Source organism: Actinomadura sp. NPDC048032 (assembly GCF_040653175.1).
Taxonomy (GTDB): Bacteria; Actinomycetota; Actinomycetes; order Streptosporangiales; family Streptosporangiaceae; genus Spirillospora; species Spirillospora verrucosospora.
This window is the reverse complement of sequence record NZ_JBEZJP010000174.1, coordinates 1-14,987: the sequence shown is the minus strand read 5'-3', so window position 1 is coordinate 14,987 and position 14,987 is coordinate 1. Positions and strand designations below refer to the sequence as shown.

10 protein-coding genes are annotated in these 14,987 nt (G+C 73.5%); 4 read left to right on the top strand and 6 right to left on the bottom strand.

Annotated elements, in window-relative coordinates:
* The first annotated feature begins 123 nt into the window (after positions 1–123).
* Positions 124–465, top strand: coding sequence for a HEAT repeat domain-containing protein (locus tag AB0C69_RS22390; RefSeq protein ID WP_360356464.1), 342 nt, complete (start codon positions 124–126; stop codon positions 463–465).
* A gap of 57 nt (positions 466–522) precedes the next feature.
* On the opposite strand, the gene AB0C69_RS22385 is transcribed toward AB0C69_RS22390, so the two are convergent.
* The 3 genes from AB0C69_RS22385 to AB0C69_RS22375 all read right to left on the bottom strand — a co-directional run bounded on the left by AB0C69_RS22385 (position 523) and on the right by AB0C69_RS22375 (position 8,895).
* Positions 523–6,039: a carboxyl transferase domain-containing protein gene (locus AB0C69_RS22385; RefSeq protein ID WP_360356460.1), complete on the bottom strand. Its 5,517-nt coding sequence runs from the start codon at positions 6,037–6,039 to the stop codon at positions 523–525.
* 223 nt (positions 6,040–6,262) lie between these two features.
* A complete protein-coding gene (locus AB0C69_RS22380) occupies positions 6,263–7,675 on the bottom strand; it encodes a cobalamin-dependent protein (protein WP_353831097.1) in 1,413 nt (470 codons plus the stop codon).
* Positions 7,666–8,895, bottom strand: a complete 1,230-nt coding sequence (locus tag AB0C69_RS22375) for an MFS transporter (RefSeq protein WP_360356457.1) — start codon at positions 8,893–8,895, stop codon at positions 7,666–7,668. The genes AB0C69_RS22380 and AB0C69_RS22375 overlap by 10 nt, the downstream gene beginning before the upstream one ends.
* Positions 8,896–8,954: 59 nt before the next feature.
* Between AB0C69_RS22375 and AB0C69_RS22370 the strand changes: the two genes are divergently transcribed.
* The gene (locus AB0C69_RS22370) at positions 8,955–9,989 is read left to right on the top strand and encodes a winged helix-turn-helix domain-containing protein (protein ID WP_360356454.1); all 1,035 of its coding nucleotides are present in this window, start codon (positions 8,955–8,957) and stop codon (positions 9,987–9,989) included.
* On the opposite strand, the gene AB0C69_RS22365 is transcribed toward AB0C69_RS22370, so the two are convergent.
* Positions 9,949–10,338 carry an STAS domain-containing protein gene (locus AB0C69_RS22365; protein ID WP_360356451.1) on the bottom strand — a complete coding sequence of 130 codons (390 nt, stop codon included), beginning with the start codon at positions 10,336–10,338 and terminating at the stop codon, positions 9,949–9,951. The two genes, AB0C69_RS22370 and AB0C69_RS22365, sit on opposite strands and share 41 nt — an antisense overlap.
* Before the next feature lie 131 nt (positions 10,339–10,469).
* Here AB0C69_RS22365 and AB0C69_RS22360 point away from each other — a divergent pair, with 131 nt between their 5' ends.
* Positions 10,470–11,267: an RNA-guided endonuclease TnpB family protein gene (locus AB0C69_RS22360; RefSeq protein WP_360356449.1), complete on the top strand. Its 798-nt coding sequence runs from the start codon at positions 10,470–10,472 to the stop codon at positions 11,265–11,267.
* A gap of 13 nt (positions 11,268–11,280) precedes the next feature.
* Here AB0C69_RS22360 and AB0C69_RS22355 read toward each other — a convergent pair whose 3' ends face one another.
* Both AB0C69_RS22355 and AB0C69_RS22350 read right to left on the bottom strand, forming a co-directional pair.
* Positions 11,281–12,405: a cobalamin-dependent protein gene (locus AB0C69_RS22355; protein WP_360356446.1), complete on the bottom strand. Its 1,125-nt coding sequence runs from the start codon at positions 12,403–12,405 to the stop codon at positions 11,281–11,283.
* Complete coding sequence (locus tag AB0C69_RS22350) at positions 12,402–14,120, bottom strand: PP2C family protein-serine/threonine phosphatase (RefSeq protein WP_360356444.1); 1,719 nt, start codon at positions 14,118–14,120, stop codon at positions 12,402–12,404. Before AB0C69_RS22350 ends, AB0C69_RS22355 begins: the two co-directional genes overlap by 4 nt.
* A 252-nt stretch (positions 14,121–14,372) precedes the next feature.
* Between AB0C69_RS22350 and AB0C69_RS22345 the strand changes: the two genes are divergently transcribed.
* Positions 14,373–14,828: an STAS domain-containing protein gene (locus AB0C69_RS22345; protein ID WP_360356442.1), complete on the top strand. Its 456-nt coding sequence runs from the start codon at positions 14,373–14,375 to the stop codon at positions 14,826–14,828.
* The last annotated feature ends 159 nt before the right edge of the window (positions 14,829–14,987 follow it).

Sequence of the window (14,987 nt, the reverse complement as noted above, 5' to 3'; positions counted from 1 at the left end):
ACCGTGAAGAGCCCGAGCTGGGCCCAGACGCTGGCGACCAACGCGACGGCCAACCCCGGCTTCCAGGGCACCTACTCCGGCGCCGGTGTTCGTTTTGTCAGGGAGCGCCCGTAGGGTCGGCGCATGTCGCGGCGGCGTTTCGAACAGGCCATGCAGCAGATGCGGACGAGGGAGCCGCGGGTCCGGGAGGACGCGTTCGACTTCCTGCGCGAGCACGCCGACGCCTACGTCGGCGAGCTGATCGCGGAGTTCGCGGCGGAGCGCGACGACCCCGGCCTGCGGTGCTGGCTGCTCGAACTGATCGCCGAGGCCCGCGCGCCGGAGGCCCTGGAGGTGTTCCGCGCCCAGCTGGAGAGCCCCGACGAGTCGCTGCGGTTCTGGGCGGTCCGCGGGCTGGAGATGCTCGACACCCGCGAGGCCGACGAGATCCTCGACGAGGCGCACGCCGGCGGCTGGCTCTTCTAGCCCCGGCGCCGGGCACGCCGCCGGGGCGCGGGGGCACGGCCCCCGCGCCCCCGAGGGTCACTTCAGACGGGCCTCGATCGCCTCGATGATCCGCGGGCGCATCTCGGCGGCGCGGATGACGGCGTCGACCGAGCCGACCTCCACCGCGCGCCGGATGTCGTGCACGCGGTCGAACTCGGCGGCCACCTCGCCGAGCTTCTCGGTGCGGACCGTCGCGCGCAGCTCGTCCAGCTCCGCCGTCAGCGCGGCGCGGCCCGGCCCCGAGGACGCCGCGACGCGGCCCTCCAGGTCCCGCACCCGCGGGTCGGCGGCCGTCCGGGCGTTGACGTCGGCGGCGAACACCACCGCGGCGGCCGGGGCGCCGCCGAGCACCGACGCGAACGAGCCCTCCAGCGCGAGCACGGTCATGTTCGGGTTCAGCGCCTTGGAGAACACCACGAACGCGCCGCCGTGGTACCGGGAGATCACGCAGAACACGATCGGGCCGCGGAAGTTGACGATCGCCCGGCCGATCTCGGCCCCGTACTCCAGCTGGAGCTGCCGCATCGACTCCGGCGAGCCGTCGAAGCCCGACAGGTTCGCCAGCACCACCAGCGGCCGGTTGCCGCTGGCCGCGTTGATCGCCCGCGCGGCCTTCTTGGACGACTTCGGGAACAGCGTGCCGGCGGTGTAGGCGTCCGGACCGTCGGTGGGCGGGAAGCCGCGCCGCGGCACCGACTGCGACTCGATGCCGAGCAGGCACACCGGCATGCCGCCGAGGTGCACGTCCTGCACCACCGCGGTCTCGGCGTCGGCCATGCCCGCCCAGCGTTCCAGCACCGGGTGGTCCTGGTCGGACAGCGCCCGCATCACGGTCCGGATGTCGAACGGCTTCTTGCGGTCCGGGTTCGCCTCGGCGGAGAAGATCTCGCCGACCGTGGTGAACTCGCTGCCCTCCAGGACGTGCGGGAAGGCGGAGACGTCCCGGTCGACGGGGTCGGTCGTGCCGGCATTGCGCGGCCCCGGCTCACCGGGCGCGACGTAGGTGTGGTCGTAGTGCGACATCAGGATGTCCCGCGCGGCGACGAGGTTCGGCGCCCAGTACTGCGCCTGCCCGTTCGGGCCCATCACCCGGTCGTAGCCGCCGATGCCGAAGTTGTCCTCGGCCGAGACACCGCCGGAGAAGTCGAGCGCCTGCTTGCCGGTGAGCACCATCGCCGAGTCCGGCGTCATGATCAGCACGCCCTTGGTGTGCATGAGCATCGTCGCCTCGGCGTTCCAGTACGGCTGGGCGCCGACGTTGATGCCCGCGACGACGACGTTGATCTCGCCGCCGTCCTGGGTGAACTCGACGATCCGCTTGAGCGCCGCGGCCACCCAGTCCATGTTCTCCGTGCCCGACTCCATGGAGATCCGGGCGCCCGAGGACAGCGCGTACCACTCCAGCGGCACCCGCATCCGCTCGGCCAGGTCCAGCGCGGCGATCACGCGGCGGCACTCGGCCTCCGACAGCGCCCCGAGCGACTTGGTCGGGTCGCCGAGCAGCACGACCCGGGTGACGCCCTGCGGGTGCCGCCGCGTCCGCTTCGAGACGACGCCCGCGACGATCGCCGCGGTGTTGCGCCCCTTCGGCCGGTCCACCGGGACCAGGACGTTCGCGTCGTCGAGGTCGTGCTCGACGAAGTCGCCGAGCAGGCCGGTCAGCTCGTACGGGTACACGGTGTTGCGGCTGCTCGCCCGCAGCACCTTCTGCCGGTAGCCGTCGAGCGGCTCGACCGGCGCGTCCGACGGCGCGCCGACGGTCAACCGGGTGCCGCCCGTGGCGTCGAAGGCGACCCGGACGGCGATCTTGACCGGCTCGCCCGTCCGCGGGTCGCGCTGCCGCGCGATGAGCAGGACCTCCTCCAGCCCGGCCCCCGCCGCCGCCGGCAGCATGCGGCCCGCCAGCCGCTGCAGCTCGGCGCGGGTGAGGTCGCTCGTCGGCCAGACGTAGATCACGATGCGGTTGGTGGGGAACCGCTTCTTGGACGGCCGCCGCGCCTGCGCCCTGCGGATCGAGTCCAGGCAGGTGGCGAGGGTGTACTCGGCCGTCGGCAGGGAGCGCAGCTTCCCGTCGCCGTCGCGCAGCGCGGTCAGGTCGCGCACCTGCGCGAACGCGACGAGCCGGTCGTCGGACGGGTTGTCGCGCGCCACGCACTGGAAGAGGTAGACCTCCTCGTCCGAGGACGGCAGCCGGGTCAGGTCGAACTTGTGCAGCCGCTCCATCTGCATCCGCTGCGCGATGAACGGGTGCAGGCCGCGGATCAGCCGCTCCTCGGCCATGCCCCCTGCGGGGGGACGACTCCCCACACCCCCCGGATCGCTCCGCTCATCCGTCCCGCCGCCCTCCGCCGGGCGGAACGTGAAGTGGTGGTGCATCACCGCGCCGCTGCTGCCCGCGACCGTCGCGGTGATCCTGCGGATCCGCGGCGGCAGCGGGTGCGCGTTGACGACCTCCTGCAGCGCGGCGGCCATCGCGTCGAAGTCCTCGGGCTGCCGCTCCCAGGACAGGTAGATGTCGGCGTCGACGTCGTCGCCGCCGTCCGCCAGCTCCGCGAGCCCGCGCAGCGCGGCGCCGAGCGCGTCGAAGCGCACCGCCGAGGAGACCAGGCGCGAGCCCGCGTGCTCGGCGACCACGAACGAGCAGCCGCCCGCCTCCCGGGTGTGCAGGCCCGTGAGGCCCTTGTTCCCGTAGTACCGCCGGGTGAGCACCTCCAGCATCACCGCGTTGTCGCCGTTGCCGCGCACGAGCCGCTGGCCGAGCAGCCGCACCAGCGGCTCGGTGCTGCGCACCATCTCGGCGATCAGCTCGTCGCGCTCCGGCGCGTCCGGGTGCGCGTCCAGGTGCCGCAGGTTGCGGCGGACGCGGGCGTAGACGGCGGCGCGGTTGCGGCGCAGCAGCGGCTGGGCGAACCAGGCGAACACCACGCCGCACGCGAGGTCGTAGACCACGGGGAACCGGACCTGCGTCGCGGCCACCAGCCGCTCCAGCGCCAGGCCGGCGGACTCGCGCAGCGCCTCGTCCGGCGGCGGCTCGCCCAGCCACTCGCGCAGCAGCGTCGCGACGACCGAGGCGTCGGCGGACGCCCGCTGCTGGGCCAGGAAGATCCGGAAGACCGCCGCCTCAAGCTCGGGGGAGCGCTCCAGGTCGGTGACGCCGTAGTGGCCGAGCGCCTTGGCGAGCTTGGCCTGGAACGCCTGGGGCAGCCCGGCCCGCTCGACGTCCAGGCTCTGCAGGTAGGTGTGGAAGTACTCGCGGGCGCTGTGCACGTGGCCGCCGTCGGTGCCGTCGCCGCCCGCCGGGCGGTTGCGGCTCAGCTCGGCGAGGTCGGCGAACACGTCGATGAGCCCGAGCTCCTCGGCCACCGGCCGGTGCCCGTCGGCGGCGGCGGCGCGGCGCGCGGCGAGGTAGCCGTCCAGGGCCCGGCGCTCGTCGTGCGGGTCGACGTCGAAGCCGAGCAGCAGGCTGCGCAGGTCCTCCTGGCCGCGGGCCGCGCGCTCGCGCGCCGGGACGGCGCCCGGCGCGGCGGGCAGATCGAGCTCGACGGCGCCGGTCGCCGCGACGTCCGCGGCCTCGGCCTCGTCGGCGAGCGGCTCCAGCCGCAGCAGCGGCGCCCCCGTCTCCACCTGGCTGCCGACGGAGACGACGCACTCCTTCAGCCGCGCCTTGAACGGCGCCCGCAGCACCGTCTCCATCTTCATGCTCTCCAGGACCAGCACCGGCGCGCCCGCCTCGACCTCGGCGCCGACCTCCAGGGGCGTGGCGACGACCAGCGCCGGCGCGGGCGAGCGGACGACGCCGCCCTCGTCGCGGCTGACCCGGTGCGCAACCCCGTCCACCTCGACGAAGTGGACCGGGCCGTGGGTGCCGGTGAGCAGGCGGTACCGGGAGCCGTTGACGGTGATCTGGCCGAGGTGCCGGTCGAAGCGTTCGAGTTCGACGTCGGCGGTGCGGACCTCGCCGCCCGTCTCGACGGCGACGCGGAACCGGTCCGCGCCGACCCGGGCCACCCGCACCCGGTAGCCGGCGCCGCGCAGCTTGAGGTCCAGCGGCCGGCCGCTCTCGTGCCGCGCCTGCGGGCGCCCGCCGGACGCCGTGGACAGCAGCCGCCGCCGCTCGGCGCCCTCCGCCTCCTCGTAGGCCTCGATGGCGGCGGCGGCGAGCGCTACGGCGGAGTGCCGGTGGGTGACGAGGCCGCCCTCGGCGCGGACGCGGTCGATCCAGCCGGTGTCGGCGCTCGCGTCGATCACTTCGGGCCGGTCGAGCAGGTCGAGCACGAAGCTCTTGTTCGTCGCGCCGCCCTCGATGATCACGGTGGTCTGGGTCATCGCGCGGCGCAGCCGGCCGAGCGCCTCGTCGCGGTCGCGGCCGTAGGCGATGATCTTGGCGATCATCGAGTCGAAGTCGGCGGGGATCGTGTCGCCCTCGCTGACGCCGGTGTCCACCCGGATGCCCGGCCCGGCGGGCAGGTCCAGCCGGACGATGCGGCCCGGCGAGGGGGCGAAGTCGCGGTCGGGGTCCTCGGCGTTCAGCCGCGCCTCGACCGCGTGCCCGCGCTCCACCGGCGGAGCGCCGTCGAGCCGTCCGCCGGAGGCCACGTGCAGCTGCGCCTTGACCAGGTCGAACCCGGTGGTGGACTCGGTGATCGGGTGCTCGACCTGGAGGCGGGTGTTGACCTCCAGGAACGCGAACATCCGGTCGCCGGGGTGGTACAGGAACTCGACGGTCGCCGCGCCGCGGTACCCGACCGCGACGGCGAGCCGCTCGGCCGACGCCTTCAGCTCGGCGGTCTGCTCGGCGCCGAGCACCGGCGACGCCGACTCCTCGATGATCTTCTGGTTGCGGCGCTGCACCGAGCAGTCGCGCACGCCGAGCGCCCACGCGCTCTCGCCGTCGGCGATCACCTGGACCTCGACGTGCCGGGCGCCGGTGACGAGGCGCTCCAGGAACACGACGCCGCTGCCGAAGGCCCGCGCCGCCTCCTGGCTGGTGCGCTCGTAGGCGTCCGCCAGCTCGGCCGCGCTGGTGATCACTCGGATGCCGCGGCCGCCGCCGCCCGCGGTCGCCTTCAGCATCAGCGGGTAGCCGATGCGCTCCGCCGCCGCGATCGCCTCGTCCAGGGTCTCGACCGCGCCGCGGCTCCACGGCGCGACCGGCACGCCGACCTCCTCGGCGATCAGCTTCGCGCCGATCTTGTCGCCGAGCCGGCGCATGGCCTCCGCGCTCGGCCCGACGAACGCCACCCCGATCCGGTCGCACAGCTCCGCGAACGCCGGGTCCTCCGCGACGAAGCCCCAGCCGACCCACGCGGCGTCGGCGCCGGTCTCCACCAGCGCGCGCTCCAGGACCTCCAGGTCCAGGTACGGCCGGGCGGACGCGGGGCCGAGGTCGTAGGCCAGGTCGGCCTCGCGGACGAAGGTGGCCGTCCGGTCGACATCGGTGTACAGGGCGACGGTCTCGATCCGCGTCCCGCTCTCCGCGGCGATGTCCCGTACGGCGTGGATGAGCCGCATGGCGGCCTCACCCCGGTTCACGATGGCGACACGACTGAACACCCGACCGAGCCCTCCTGTTAGACGGTGCGCGCTTCCTGGCGGTGCGCGCTGTCTGGCGATGCGCGTTGTTGGACGACGTGCGGCGCCGGGACGCGGCGCACCCGGACACACTCACCTTTCCGCCCGGAGGGCGAAGGCGCCATGCCGCCGACAACGCACGCTGCGCCGCTGTAGTTGTAGGAAACCTGCAAAACCGGTCGCCCCCGCCGCACGCGCGAAAGGATCAGGATACGGAAACCGGCTCCGGTTCCCGGCGAGGCCCGGAGCGGGCCGGTCGGCTGCCGAAGCCCGACAGGATCGCCTCCAGCAGCGGCAGCGCGCGGCCCGCCCTCTTCGCGCGGATGACCAGGTCCCACGCGGGCTCGAACTTCTTCCATCCTCCGGCGTAGGCGACGTGCCGGGTCCTGCCGCGCAGCGTCGGCTTGGTGGAGGCGCCGCGCAGGATCGAACCCCAGCGGTAGAAGTCGCGGTAGGCGCGCCAGTAGCCGTCCTCAAGCTGCTGCGCGGTCATCCTGGCGGGCTTGAAGACGACCGTGCGGGTGTCGTACCGGTCCCAGTCGGAGTGCAGGAGGCGGTCGGCCTTGGCCATCCGGTCGTAGAGGCGGGTCCCCGGATAGGGGGTCAGGATGTGGAAAGTGGCCGTCTCGATCCCCTGGCCGATCGCCCACTCGACGGTGCGGTCGAACACCGACGGGTCGTCCTCGTCCATCCCGAACACGAAACTGCCGTTGACCATCACGCCGTTGTCGCGCAGCCGGCGGACCACCGCGCCGTAGTCGCGGTCGATGTTCTGCCACTTGCGCTGCTCGGTGAGGTTCCCGGCGTTGACGGTCTCGAAGCCGACGAACAGGCTCCGCAGCCCCGACTCGACGGCCTTCTCCAGGAGCCCGGGGTTGAGCACCGCCTTCACCGTCCCGGCCGCCTGCCAGAGCCGCCCCATGCCGCGCATCCCGTCGAACAGCGCGGACGCGAACCGGGCGTTGCCGAACAGGTGGTCGTCCAGGAAGTACAGGTGCCGCCCCGGCAGCCGGTCGATCTCGGCGAGCGCCGCGTCGACCGTCTGGGTGTAGAACGACTTGCCGCCCTCGAAGAACGCCTCCTTGTAGCAGAAGTCGCACACGTGCGGGCAGCCGCGCGACACCACGATCGAGTTCGGGACGAGGTAGCGCTCGCGGGCGATGAGGTCGCGGCGGATGGGCGGCAGCGCCGCGAGCGTCCGCTCGGAGGAGTCGTAGCGTGCCGCCGGGCGGCCGGCGCGCAGGTCGGCGAGGAAGCGGGGCCAGGTGTCCTCGCCGGGCCCGCAGAAGATCGTGTCGGCGTGCCGGGCGGCCTCGTCCGGGAGCGAGGTGACGTGCAGCCCGCCCAGGCACACGTGGACGCCCCGGGCACGGTAGAGGTCGGCGAGCTCGTAGGCCCGCCGCGCGGAGGTGATGTAGACCTGGATCACCACGAGGTCGGGCTCGTCGGAGGTGTCGACCTTCTGCACGTGCTCGTCGGTCACCGTCACCTCGTCGTCCGGGTCGAGGTACCCGGCGAGCGTGGCCAGCCCGAGCGGCGGGAACAGCGAGTACTTGATCGGACGGAAGAAGGGCGAGGTCGCCTCGGTCAGGGCCGGGAGGATCATCTTCACGCGCATGTCTCATTGGACGCCTCCCCGCCGCCGCGGTGGCGTCCGCCGTGTGCGGATCGTGTGGAGATCCCGTGTGGGCGGAGCCCCGGGGCCAGGGTGAGGGTGACGGCCACCGACGCGGCGGCCATGATCGCCATGGCGGCGGCGGGCGAGGTCGCCTGGGCGGCGCCGCCCGCCAGCGCCGCCCCGGCGCCCTGCATGGTGAGCATCCCGGACGAGTGCAGCCCCAGGGCGTGCCCGTGCATGCGGACCGGGGTCAGCGCCATGAGGCGCTCCTGCAGCAGCAGCGTCGACCCGTACCCGACGGAGGCCAGCAGGACGGCGGCCGCGCCGACCGGGAGCGGCGGGTCGACGGCGAACAGCAGGTAGGGGCCCGCCAGCAGGAGCAGCAGGGGCGGGCTCAGCCGCTCGCGCAGGCGGCGGGGGACGAACCGGCCCGCGGCGGTGTCGCCGGCCAGCATGCCGACGGCCGCCGCGGCGAGCAGCAGCCCCGCGTGCCGCGGCGAGTAGGGGACGAAGAGGGCCTCGCAGCCGACGATCAGGCCGTTCGGCACCCACATCGCGAGGTAGGCGTACCGGCGCGGACCCGAGGAGAGCAGCCGCACCGTGGTCCGCCAGGTCTCGCCGAGGCTCGGATGCCCGGCGGCCCGGGGCGGCCGGCGGCCCAGGCCGGTGACCGCCACCACGGCGGTGAGAAGGTAGAGCGCGGCCCCGGTGAGCAGGGCGCCCCGGGGCGAGAGCGCGACCACGAGGACGCCGCCGACCGCGAAGCCGCCGATCTGCGTCGTCCCCGCCGCCATGTTCAGCACGGAGCGCCCGAGGAGGTACCCCTCGTCCGGCAGGATCTCGCTCAGGAGGCCGTAGCAGACGCCGCTCCGCAGCGAGGCGACCAGCCCGAGCCCCGCCACGACGGCGAGGAGCGCCGCCGGCGGAAGGCCGGGAACCGTCAGGACGGCCGTCCCCGCGCCGAACAGCAGAGCCATGCAGGCGAGCGCGGTCCTCGGCGGCAGGCGGTCGGCGGCCGACAGCAGCGTCAGCGCGCCCGCCATCTGGGCGAACGAGCCGCCGAACATGCTCAGCGCCGACAGCAGCGGCGAGCGGGTCGACTCGTACACCAGCGTGCCGAGCGCCAGGCCGCTGACCGTCTGCGCGGACTCCTGGACCGTGAACGACGTGAGGAGCGGCGTGTACTCCGGAGCGCGGAAGAGATCCCGATACGTGCGCATGCCCGCCAGGTTCGGGGCCGCCGCCGGAGGGCCGGTAGAGTTTCGCGAGGAGGCGAAACGTGAGCCTGTGGCAGGTCAACGCCGACACCCTCGCGAGCGGCCGCTTCGCCATCTCCGCCCTGGCGGAGACCACCGCCTGCGTGAAGCTCCTGGAGAAGGGCGCCGCCGCGCATCCGGGGGAGCGGTCTTGGCTCGACGCCCACCTGCCCGCCTACCGCCGGATGCTGCGGCGCGACCCGGTCACCGCCGCGCTGCTGGACGCCGCCCTCGGCGCCAGGACCAGGTGGAGCGCCGACTTCCTGACGCCGCCGCACCCGGGCGTGGGCTCGCCGCCGTTCCAGGAGGAGCTCGACACCGTCCGCCGGACTCCGCCCGAGCGGGCCTACGCCGACCTGGAGGTCTCGTCCGGCGGCCCGCTGCCCGCCGCGCTGCGCCGCCCCGACGCGCCCGAGCGGATCGCCGGCCTGCTGGAGTGGGTGTGGACGCACGCCGTCGAGCCGGACTGGGAGCGCCGCCGCCGCGTCGTCGAGGCCGACGCCGTCGCGCGCGCCGGGCAGCTGGGCAAGGGCGGATGGGCCGCGGCCCTGGACGACATGCGCCCCGGGATGCGCTGGCTCGGCGACGGCCGCCTCCAGATCGACGTCCTCGACTTCCCGCCGCGCGACATCTCCGGTGCCCGGCTGCTCTTCGTCCCGGTCACGCCCCGGACGGGATGGGTGGCCTGGCAGGAGCCGGACCCCGACCGGTACGCGATCGTCTACCCCTGCTCGGCCCCGCTGGCCGGCGCGGGCGAGGCCGCCGTCCCCGAAGCGCTCGAACGCCTCCTCGGCCCGGGACGCGCTCGCGTCCTCGTCCTGCTCGCCACGCCGCTGAGCACCACGCAGCTCGTGGCGCTGACCGGCCAGGGGCTCGGCTCGGTCGGCCGCCACCTCCGGGTCCTCTTCGACGCCCGCCTGGTCGACCGCCGCCGCGCCGGCCGCTCCGTCCTCTACTACCGGACGGCCACCGGCGACGCACTCGTGGACGGCGTCCGGCCCCCGCACGCCCCCGCGGTCACCGCTGGGGCAGTTCCTGGTCCTGGTCCTCGTTCTTGACGGTCTCGGCCGAAGCGCCGGTGAGGTGGTCCAGCGTCCCCGTGATGTCCAGGAGCCGGTCGAGCTGCGCGCTCCGGCCGGTCAGCGCGAGGTGGACGCCGGCCGCGGACGTCCGGCGGTGCACCATCAGCAGTGCGGCCAGGCCGGCCGAGTCGCACATGCCCATCCCGCCGCAGGCGAGCTCCAGCTCGCGGACGTCCGGGTTGTCCTCCATCTGCGTCCGGACGGTGGCCACCAGCCTGTCGGCGGTGTGAAAGTCCAGATCACCCTCAATCTCGATCCGCAGCGAGCGCGCCCCGGAAAGGGTGGCGACCACGCGCAGCGGAGTATCGGGAACAAAGGCGGTCATCAGGGTTCCTCCGTGGATGCCCCGGCCTTCAGGCCAGGGAGAAAACGGACTCCTAGGGAGCAGGGTTGGAAAGCTAGGACGTTTCGGTGTCCGCGAAGTCGGCGGGCTCCGCGGCTGCTAGAACGTGGTGCATGGCGCGGCAGGTCAGGCGGGCATTCAAGTACCGCTTCTATCCCACCGGTGAGCAGGCGGCCGAGTTGTCGCGCACGTTCGGGTGCGTGCGGCTGGTGTATAACATGGCGCTGGAGGAGCGCACCCGGGCCTGGCATGACGAGCGGCGCCGAACCGGGATCACTTCGCTGGTGACCCTGTCGACCGGGGAGAAGATCGCCAACCCCCGGCACGAGCGCCGCGACCGCGCCCGCCTCGCGAAGGCGCAGCGGGAGCTGTCGCGCAAGGCCCCGGGTTCGGCGAACCGGGACAAGGCCCGCCGCAAGGTCGCCCGCGTGCACGCCCGGATCGCCGATCGGCGCCGCGACTTCCTGCACAAGCTGTCGACCCGTCTCGTCCGTGAGAACCAAACGGTCGTGATCGAGGACCTCACCGTCGCCAACCTGCTCAAGAACCACAGACTCGCCCGCGCCATCTCGGATACGGCGTGGGCGGCGCTCCGCACGATGCTGGAGTACAAGTGCGCCTGGTACGGCCGCGACCTGGTCGTGGTCGACCGCTGGTTCCCCTCCTCCAAGTTGTGCGGAACCTGCGGCACGGTGCGCGCGAAGCTGCCGCTGGACGTCCGCGAATGGACGTGCGGTTGCGGAGCCGTGCATGACCGCGACGTGAACGCCGCGCGCAACATCCTGGCCGCCGGGCTGGCGGTGACCGCCTGTGGAGACGGTGTAAGACCTCAACGGGACGCCTCCCGGACGGGGCGGTCGTCGGCGAAGCAGGAAACCCAGCGGGCGATCGCTGGAACCTCCCGCCCATAGGCAGAGGAGGAAGTCAAGAATTCCTTCCTTCGGCGGCGGCATCGTCGGTGGCCGGCGGGGGGTGCTGGAGGGTGTCGCAGGCGCGGGAGAGCAGGTCCGCGGCCCGGGGGTAGTCGACGAGCTGCTCGGCCAGCAGCTCCAGACCCGGCAGGAGGCTCCGGGCGGGCACGCCGCGTGCGGAGAGGATGCCCGCCGTCCAGCCGATGAAGCCGGTGAACAGGTCCGGGTCGTCCACGTAGAGGGCGGTGCCGAGGAAGTCGACGATGTGGGCGATGTCCTCGGCGGTGTGGCGGAGCTGCTGGTCGGTGTAGTCCGCCATCGCCGGGAAGCGTTTCGGCAGCTCGGTCATCACGTGCCGCACGAGCCCGCGCGCGGACCGGCTGATCTGCGTGTACTCCTGGTCGGCCAGGTGCGGCAGGTCGTCGATGACCTGGTGGACGGGCGGCGGCTTGCGCAGCGGCCCCTCCGCCAGCCGGTCGGCCGCGGAGCGGGCGTCGGCGGCCCAGCCGTCGGCGCCGAGCAGAGCGGCGTACCGGCCGTCCGGCCCGTACGCGGCGCCGCCCACCAGGACGGGGGTGCCGGTCGCCTGGCACGCGGTGATGGCGGCGTGCGCGGACGGCAGCCGCGTGGCGATCGAGGACGACAGCGCCACCACGGCCGGGTTCGTCCGGTGCACGTGGGCGATCAGATGCGCGGTCGGCACCTGGGCGCCGAGGTAGTCGACCCGCCAGCCGCGCAGCCGCAGCACCTCGGCCAGGATCCGCGCGGGCAGCGCGTGCCACTCGCCGTCGATGCACGCGACCGCCACCCGGCCGCGCGACCCCTCGCCGCGGCGCGCCGGCGACTCGCGGACGGCCGGATGGTGCGCCAGCGCCGCGATCGTCCGCTCGTTGATCGCCGTCGCGGTGTGCTCCTGGGCGACGGTGAGCCGGTTCGCCGCCCACTCCCGGCCCACCCGGGCCTGGAGCGGCGCGATGATCTCCAGGAGGATGGTCTCGGCGTCCGTTCCGCGGTCGAGCGCGGTCGTGACGGCGTCGGCGGCGGCGTACTCGTCGCCGGCGATGACGGCGTCCCAGAGTCCGTCCGCCCACCCGTCGGATCCGGGGGGAGCCGCGGGAGTCCGTGCGGTCGCGGTCACGCGGTGAACCTCCCCGGCCCCTGCCCTCCTACGGCGCTCAGGTGGAAGCGCCGGGGAGCGGTGATGGCGACCACGGCCATGTCGTCGTGCTTGCCGCCGCCCACCCATTCCGCGGCGAGCATGTGCACCCGTTCCACGAGGGCCTCCGGGGGCATGCCGCCGCAGCGGGCGAGCTCGGCGCTCAGCCGCTCGTCGCCGAACATCTCGTCGCCCAGCGGGCCGCCGAAGGCCTCGGTGATGCCGTCGGTGTAGAGCAGGCACGTGTCGCCCGGCTCCAGCAGCACGGTGGCGGACCTGGAGGTGATCTTGTCCAGCACGCCGATCAGCGAGCCGCCGGTGTCGGGGGTCTCGACCTGGCCGCCGGCCCGCACGATCAGCGGGCGGGTGTGGCCCGCGCTCGTGAGGCGCAGCCGCACGTGACTGCCCTCCCGCCGGATCGAGGCCAGCACGAGGGTCACGAAGCGGGTGGACTCGCTGCTCAGCAGCGTCCCGTTCAGCAGCTCCAGCACGCGCCTGTGGTCCTCGGCCAGCGGGAGCAGCGCCTGCAGCGTGTTGCGGATCTTGCCGGTGAGCACGGCGGCCTCCAGGCCCTTGCCGCACACGTCGCCCAGCACGACCATCGACTCCTGCTTCGCGTCGGAGCTCTCGGCCGCCGGGTGCAGGTCGTAGAAGTCCCCTCCGACGCGCTCTCCGGCGCCGGACGGCCGGTAGCGGGCCGCCAGCTCCACCTCGTCGAGGTGCTGGGTGCGCGGCGGCAGCAGCTCGCGCATCAGCGTCTCGGTGATGGACGCCTGCTCGGCGTACACGCGGGCGGCCGACATCGCCGCGCCGGCGCGGGCCGCGAACAGGCGCGCGATCAACTCCTCGCCCTCGGAGAAGGCGCGCTGCCCGCCGCGCCGGAGCAGCACCAGCGCCCCCGCGGGCACGCCGTGCCCCGGAAGCGCGGTCACCACCATCGCGCCGAGACCGCCGAGGTCGGCGCGGAGGATCCAGGGAGGCGCGCCCATCGGGTCGAGCCAGCGGGACGGCATCGGCGGGAAGCCCTGCATCGCCTCCGCGAGGCCCGGGACCTCCGAGGGGTCCACCACGAGCTCCTGATGGTCCACCTGGCCGTCGGGGCCGCAGTAGGAGACGGGGTAGGCGCGCCCGGAACCGGGCGCGATCACCAGTGCGGCGTCGGCGAGGTGCCGCGCCGCCAGCTGGACCGTCACCTCCATGCAGCGTTCCAGGTTCAGCGACGCCAGCAGCTGGCTGGACGCCTCCGCCAGGAAGGCGGTGCGTTCGCGCTCGTCGGCGAGTTCCCGTTCCAGGCGCCGGTGCTCGGTGACGTCGAACAGCCACCAGACCGTCCCGGCCGGGGGGCCCGGCGGAGTGCCGGGATCGTCGTGGGCCTCGTCGGGCACGCCGTGGGCCTCGTAGGCGCGGTCGCCGATCGGACCGTGCGCGACCGGCCGAGGGGCGCCGGGGTGCGACAGTTCGGCCGCGGTCATCTCGGGGAGGGGATCGATGGCCAGTGCGTGGTGGGCCTCGGCCAGCCAGGCCGGTGCCGCGTCGTCCAGGACGGCGCCCGGGATCATGCCGAGCAGCAGGCGCGCCGCGTCGTTGAGCCGCGTGACGGTACCGCTCGGGTTCACCGCGAGCGCGGGGTACGGGCCGGGCCCCAGCGCGGGGTCGAGAACGCGCCGAGTGCCGTCGATGCCTTGAGTCAGTTCCATCACGTCGCAGCCTGCGGCGGGACCACTTCCTTCCTCAGCTGAGCCGCCAAACGAGGATCTTGTCCTCGCCACCACCCTAACCGCAACAAGACAGTTGCCGGAAGGCAAAGATTCGTTCCATCTTGTCCGCGGACCCTGTCCGGCGGGAGGACGACCAGCTCAGCGGCATGATCGGAGGCCCGTGACCGGCGCCTCATGAATGCTCTCCGCGTTCCGGGGTAGCCTCGGCCCAACGGGAGGTTGAGTCTGGTGATGGACGCGGTGCACGACGGAAATGATACGTCGCTTCGGCTGTGGCACGACTCTCAAGACCGACTCCGAATAGGCGTCGAGAACCGCGACACCTGCATTCTCTTCAGGGTGGAAGGTGAAATCGATTACCTGACGGCCGATGCCTTCCGGGAACATGTCCTTTCTCACTCGGAGGCCGTGGGGCGGATCGTCCTGGACCTCCAGGACGTGAGGTTCTGCGATTCCTCCGGACTGGGGGCGCTGGTGGGCGTGTGGAAGACCGTCACGGCCCGGCAGGGCCGGCTGGTCCTCAGCCGCCCGAGCCCGGTGTGCCAGCGGATCCTGCAACGCACGGGCCTCGACGCGCACATGCTGATCAGCCCGACGCTGCGGCACGCGCTGGCCAGGATCGTCGACGGTCAGGGCGGCGTGCGGCCCTCGCCGCTGGTGCCCAACGCGCGCCAGGACGCCTCCTGAAAGGAGCCGGCCGGCGAGCGCGCCGCATATCTCGATCGAGACATATCCCTGTCGTTCCGGGCACCGGAACCCGTCTGTAAAGGCGCTGCCCGCCCCGGCTGGCCGGGGAGCTGCGGCAGGCGATCTACATGCAGCGCGCCCGGTACGGGCCGACCGCGC

What these genes read in the sequence shown, in the direction of transcription:
- AB0C69_RS22345 (WP_360356442.1), top strand. Translation starts at nt 14,373, where the DNA reads ATGGACGCGGTGCACGACGGAAATGATACGTCGCTTCGGCTGTGGCAC.
- AB0C69_RS22390 (WP_360356464.1), top strand. Translation starts at nt 124, where the DNA reads ATGTCGCGGCGGCGTTTCGAACAGGCCATGCAGCAGATGCGGACGAGG.
- AB0C69_RS22360 (WP_360356449.1), top strand. Translation starts at nt 10,470, where the DNA reads ATGGCGCGGCAGGTCAGGCGGGCATTCAAGTACCGCTTCTATCCCACC.
- AB0C69_RS22350 (WP_360356444.1), bottom strand. Translation starts at nt 14,120, where the DNA reads ATGGAACTGACTCAAGGCATCGACGGCACTCGGCGCGTTCTCGACCCC.
- AB0C69_RS22380 (WP_353831097.1), bottom strand. Translation starts at nt 7,675, where the DNA reads ATGCGCGTGAAGATGATCCTCCCGGCCCTGACCGAGGCGACCTCGCCC.
- AB0C69_RS22375 (WP_360356457.1), bottom strand. Translation starts at nt 8,895, where the DNA reads ATGCGCACGTATCGGGATCTCTTCCGCGCTCCGGAGTACACGCCGCTC.
- AB0C69_RS22365 (WP_360356451.1), bottom strand. Translation starts at nt 10,338, where the DNA reads ATGACCGCCTTTGTTCCCGATACTCCGCTGCGCGTGGTCGCCACCCTT.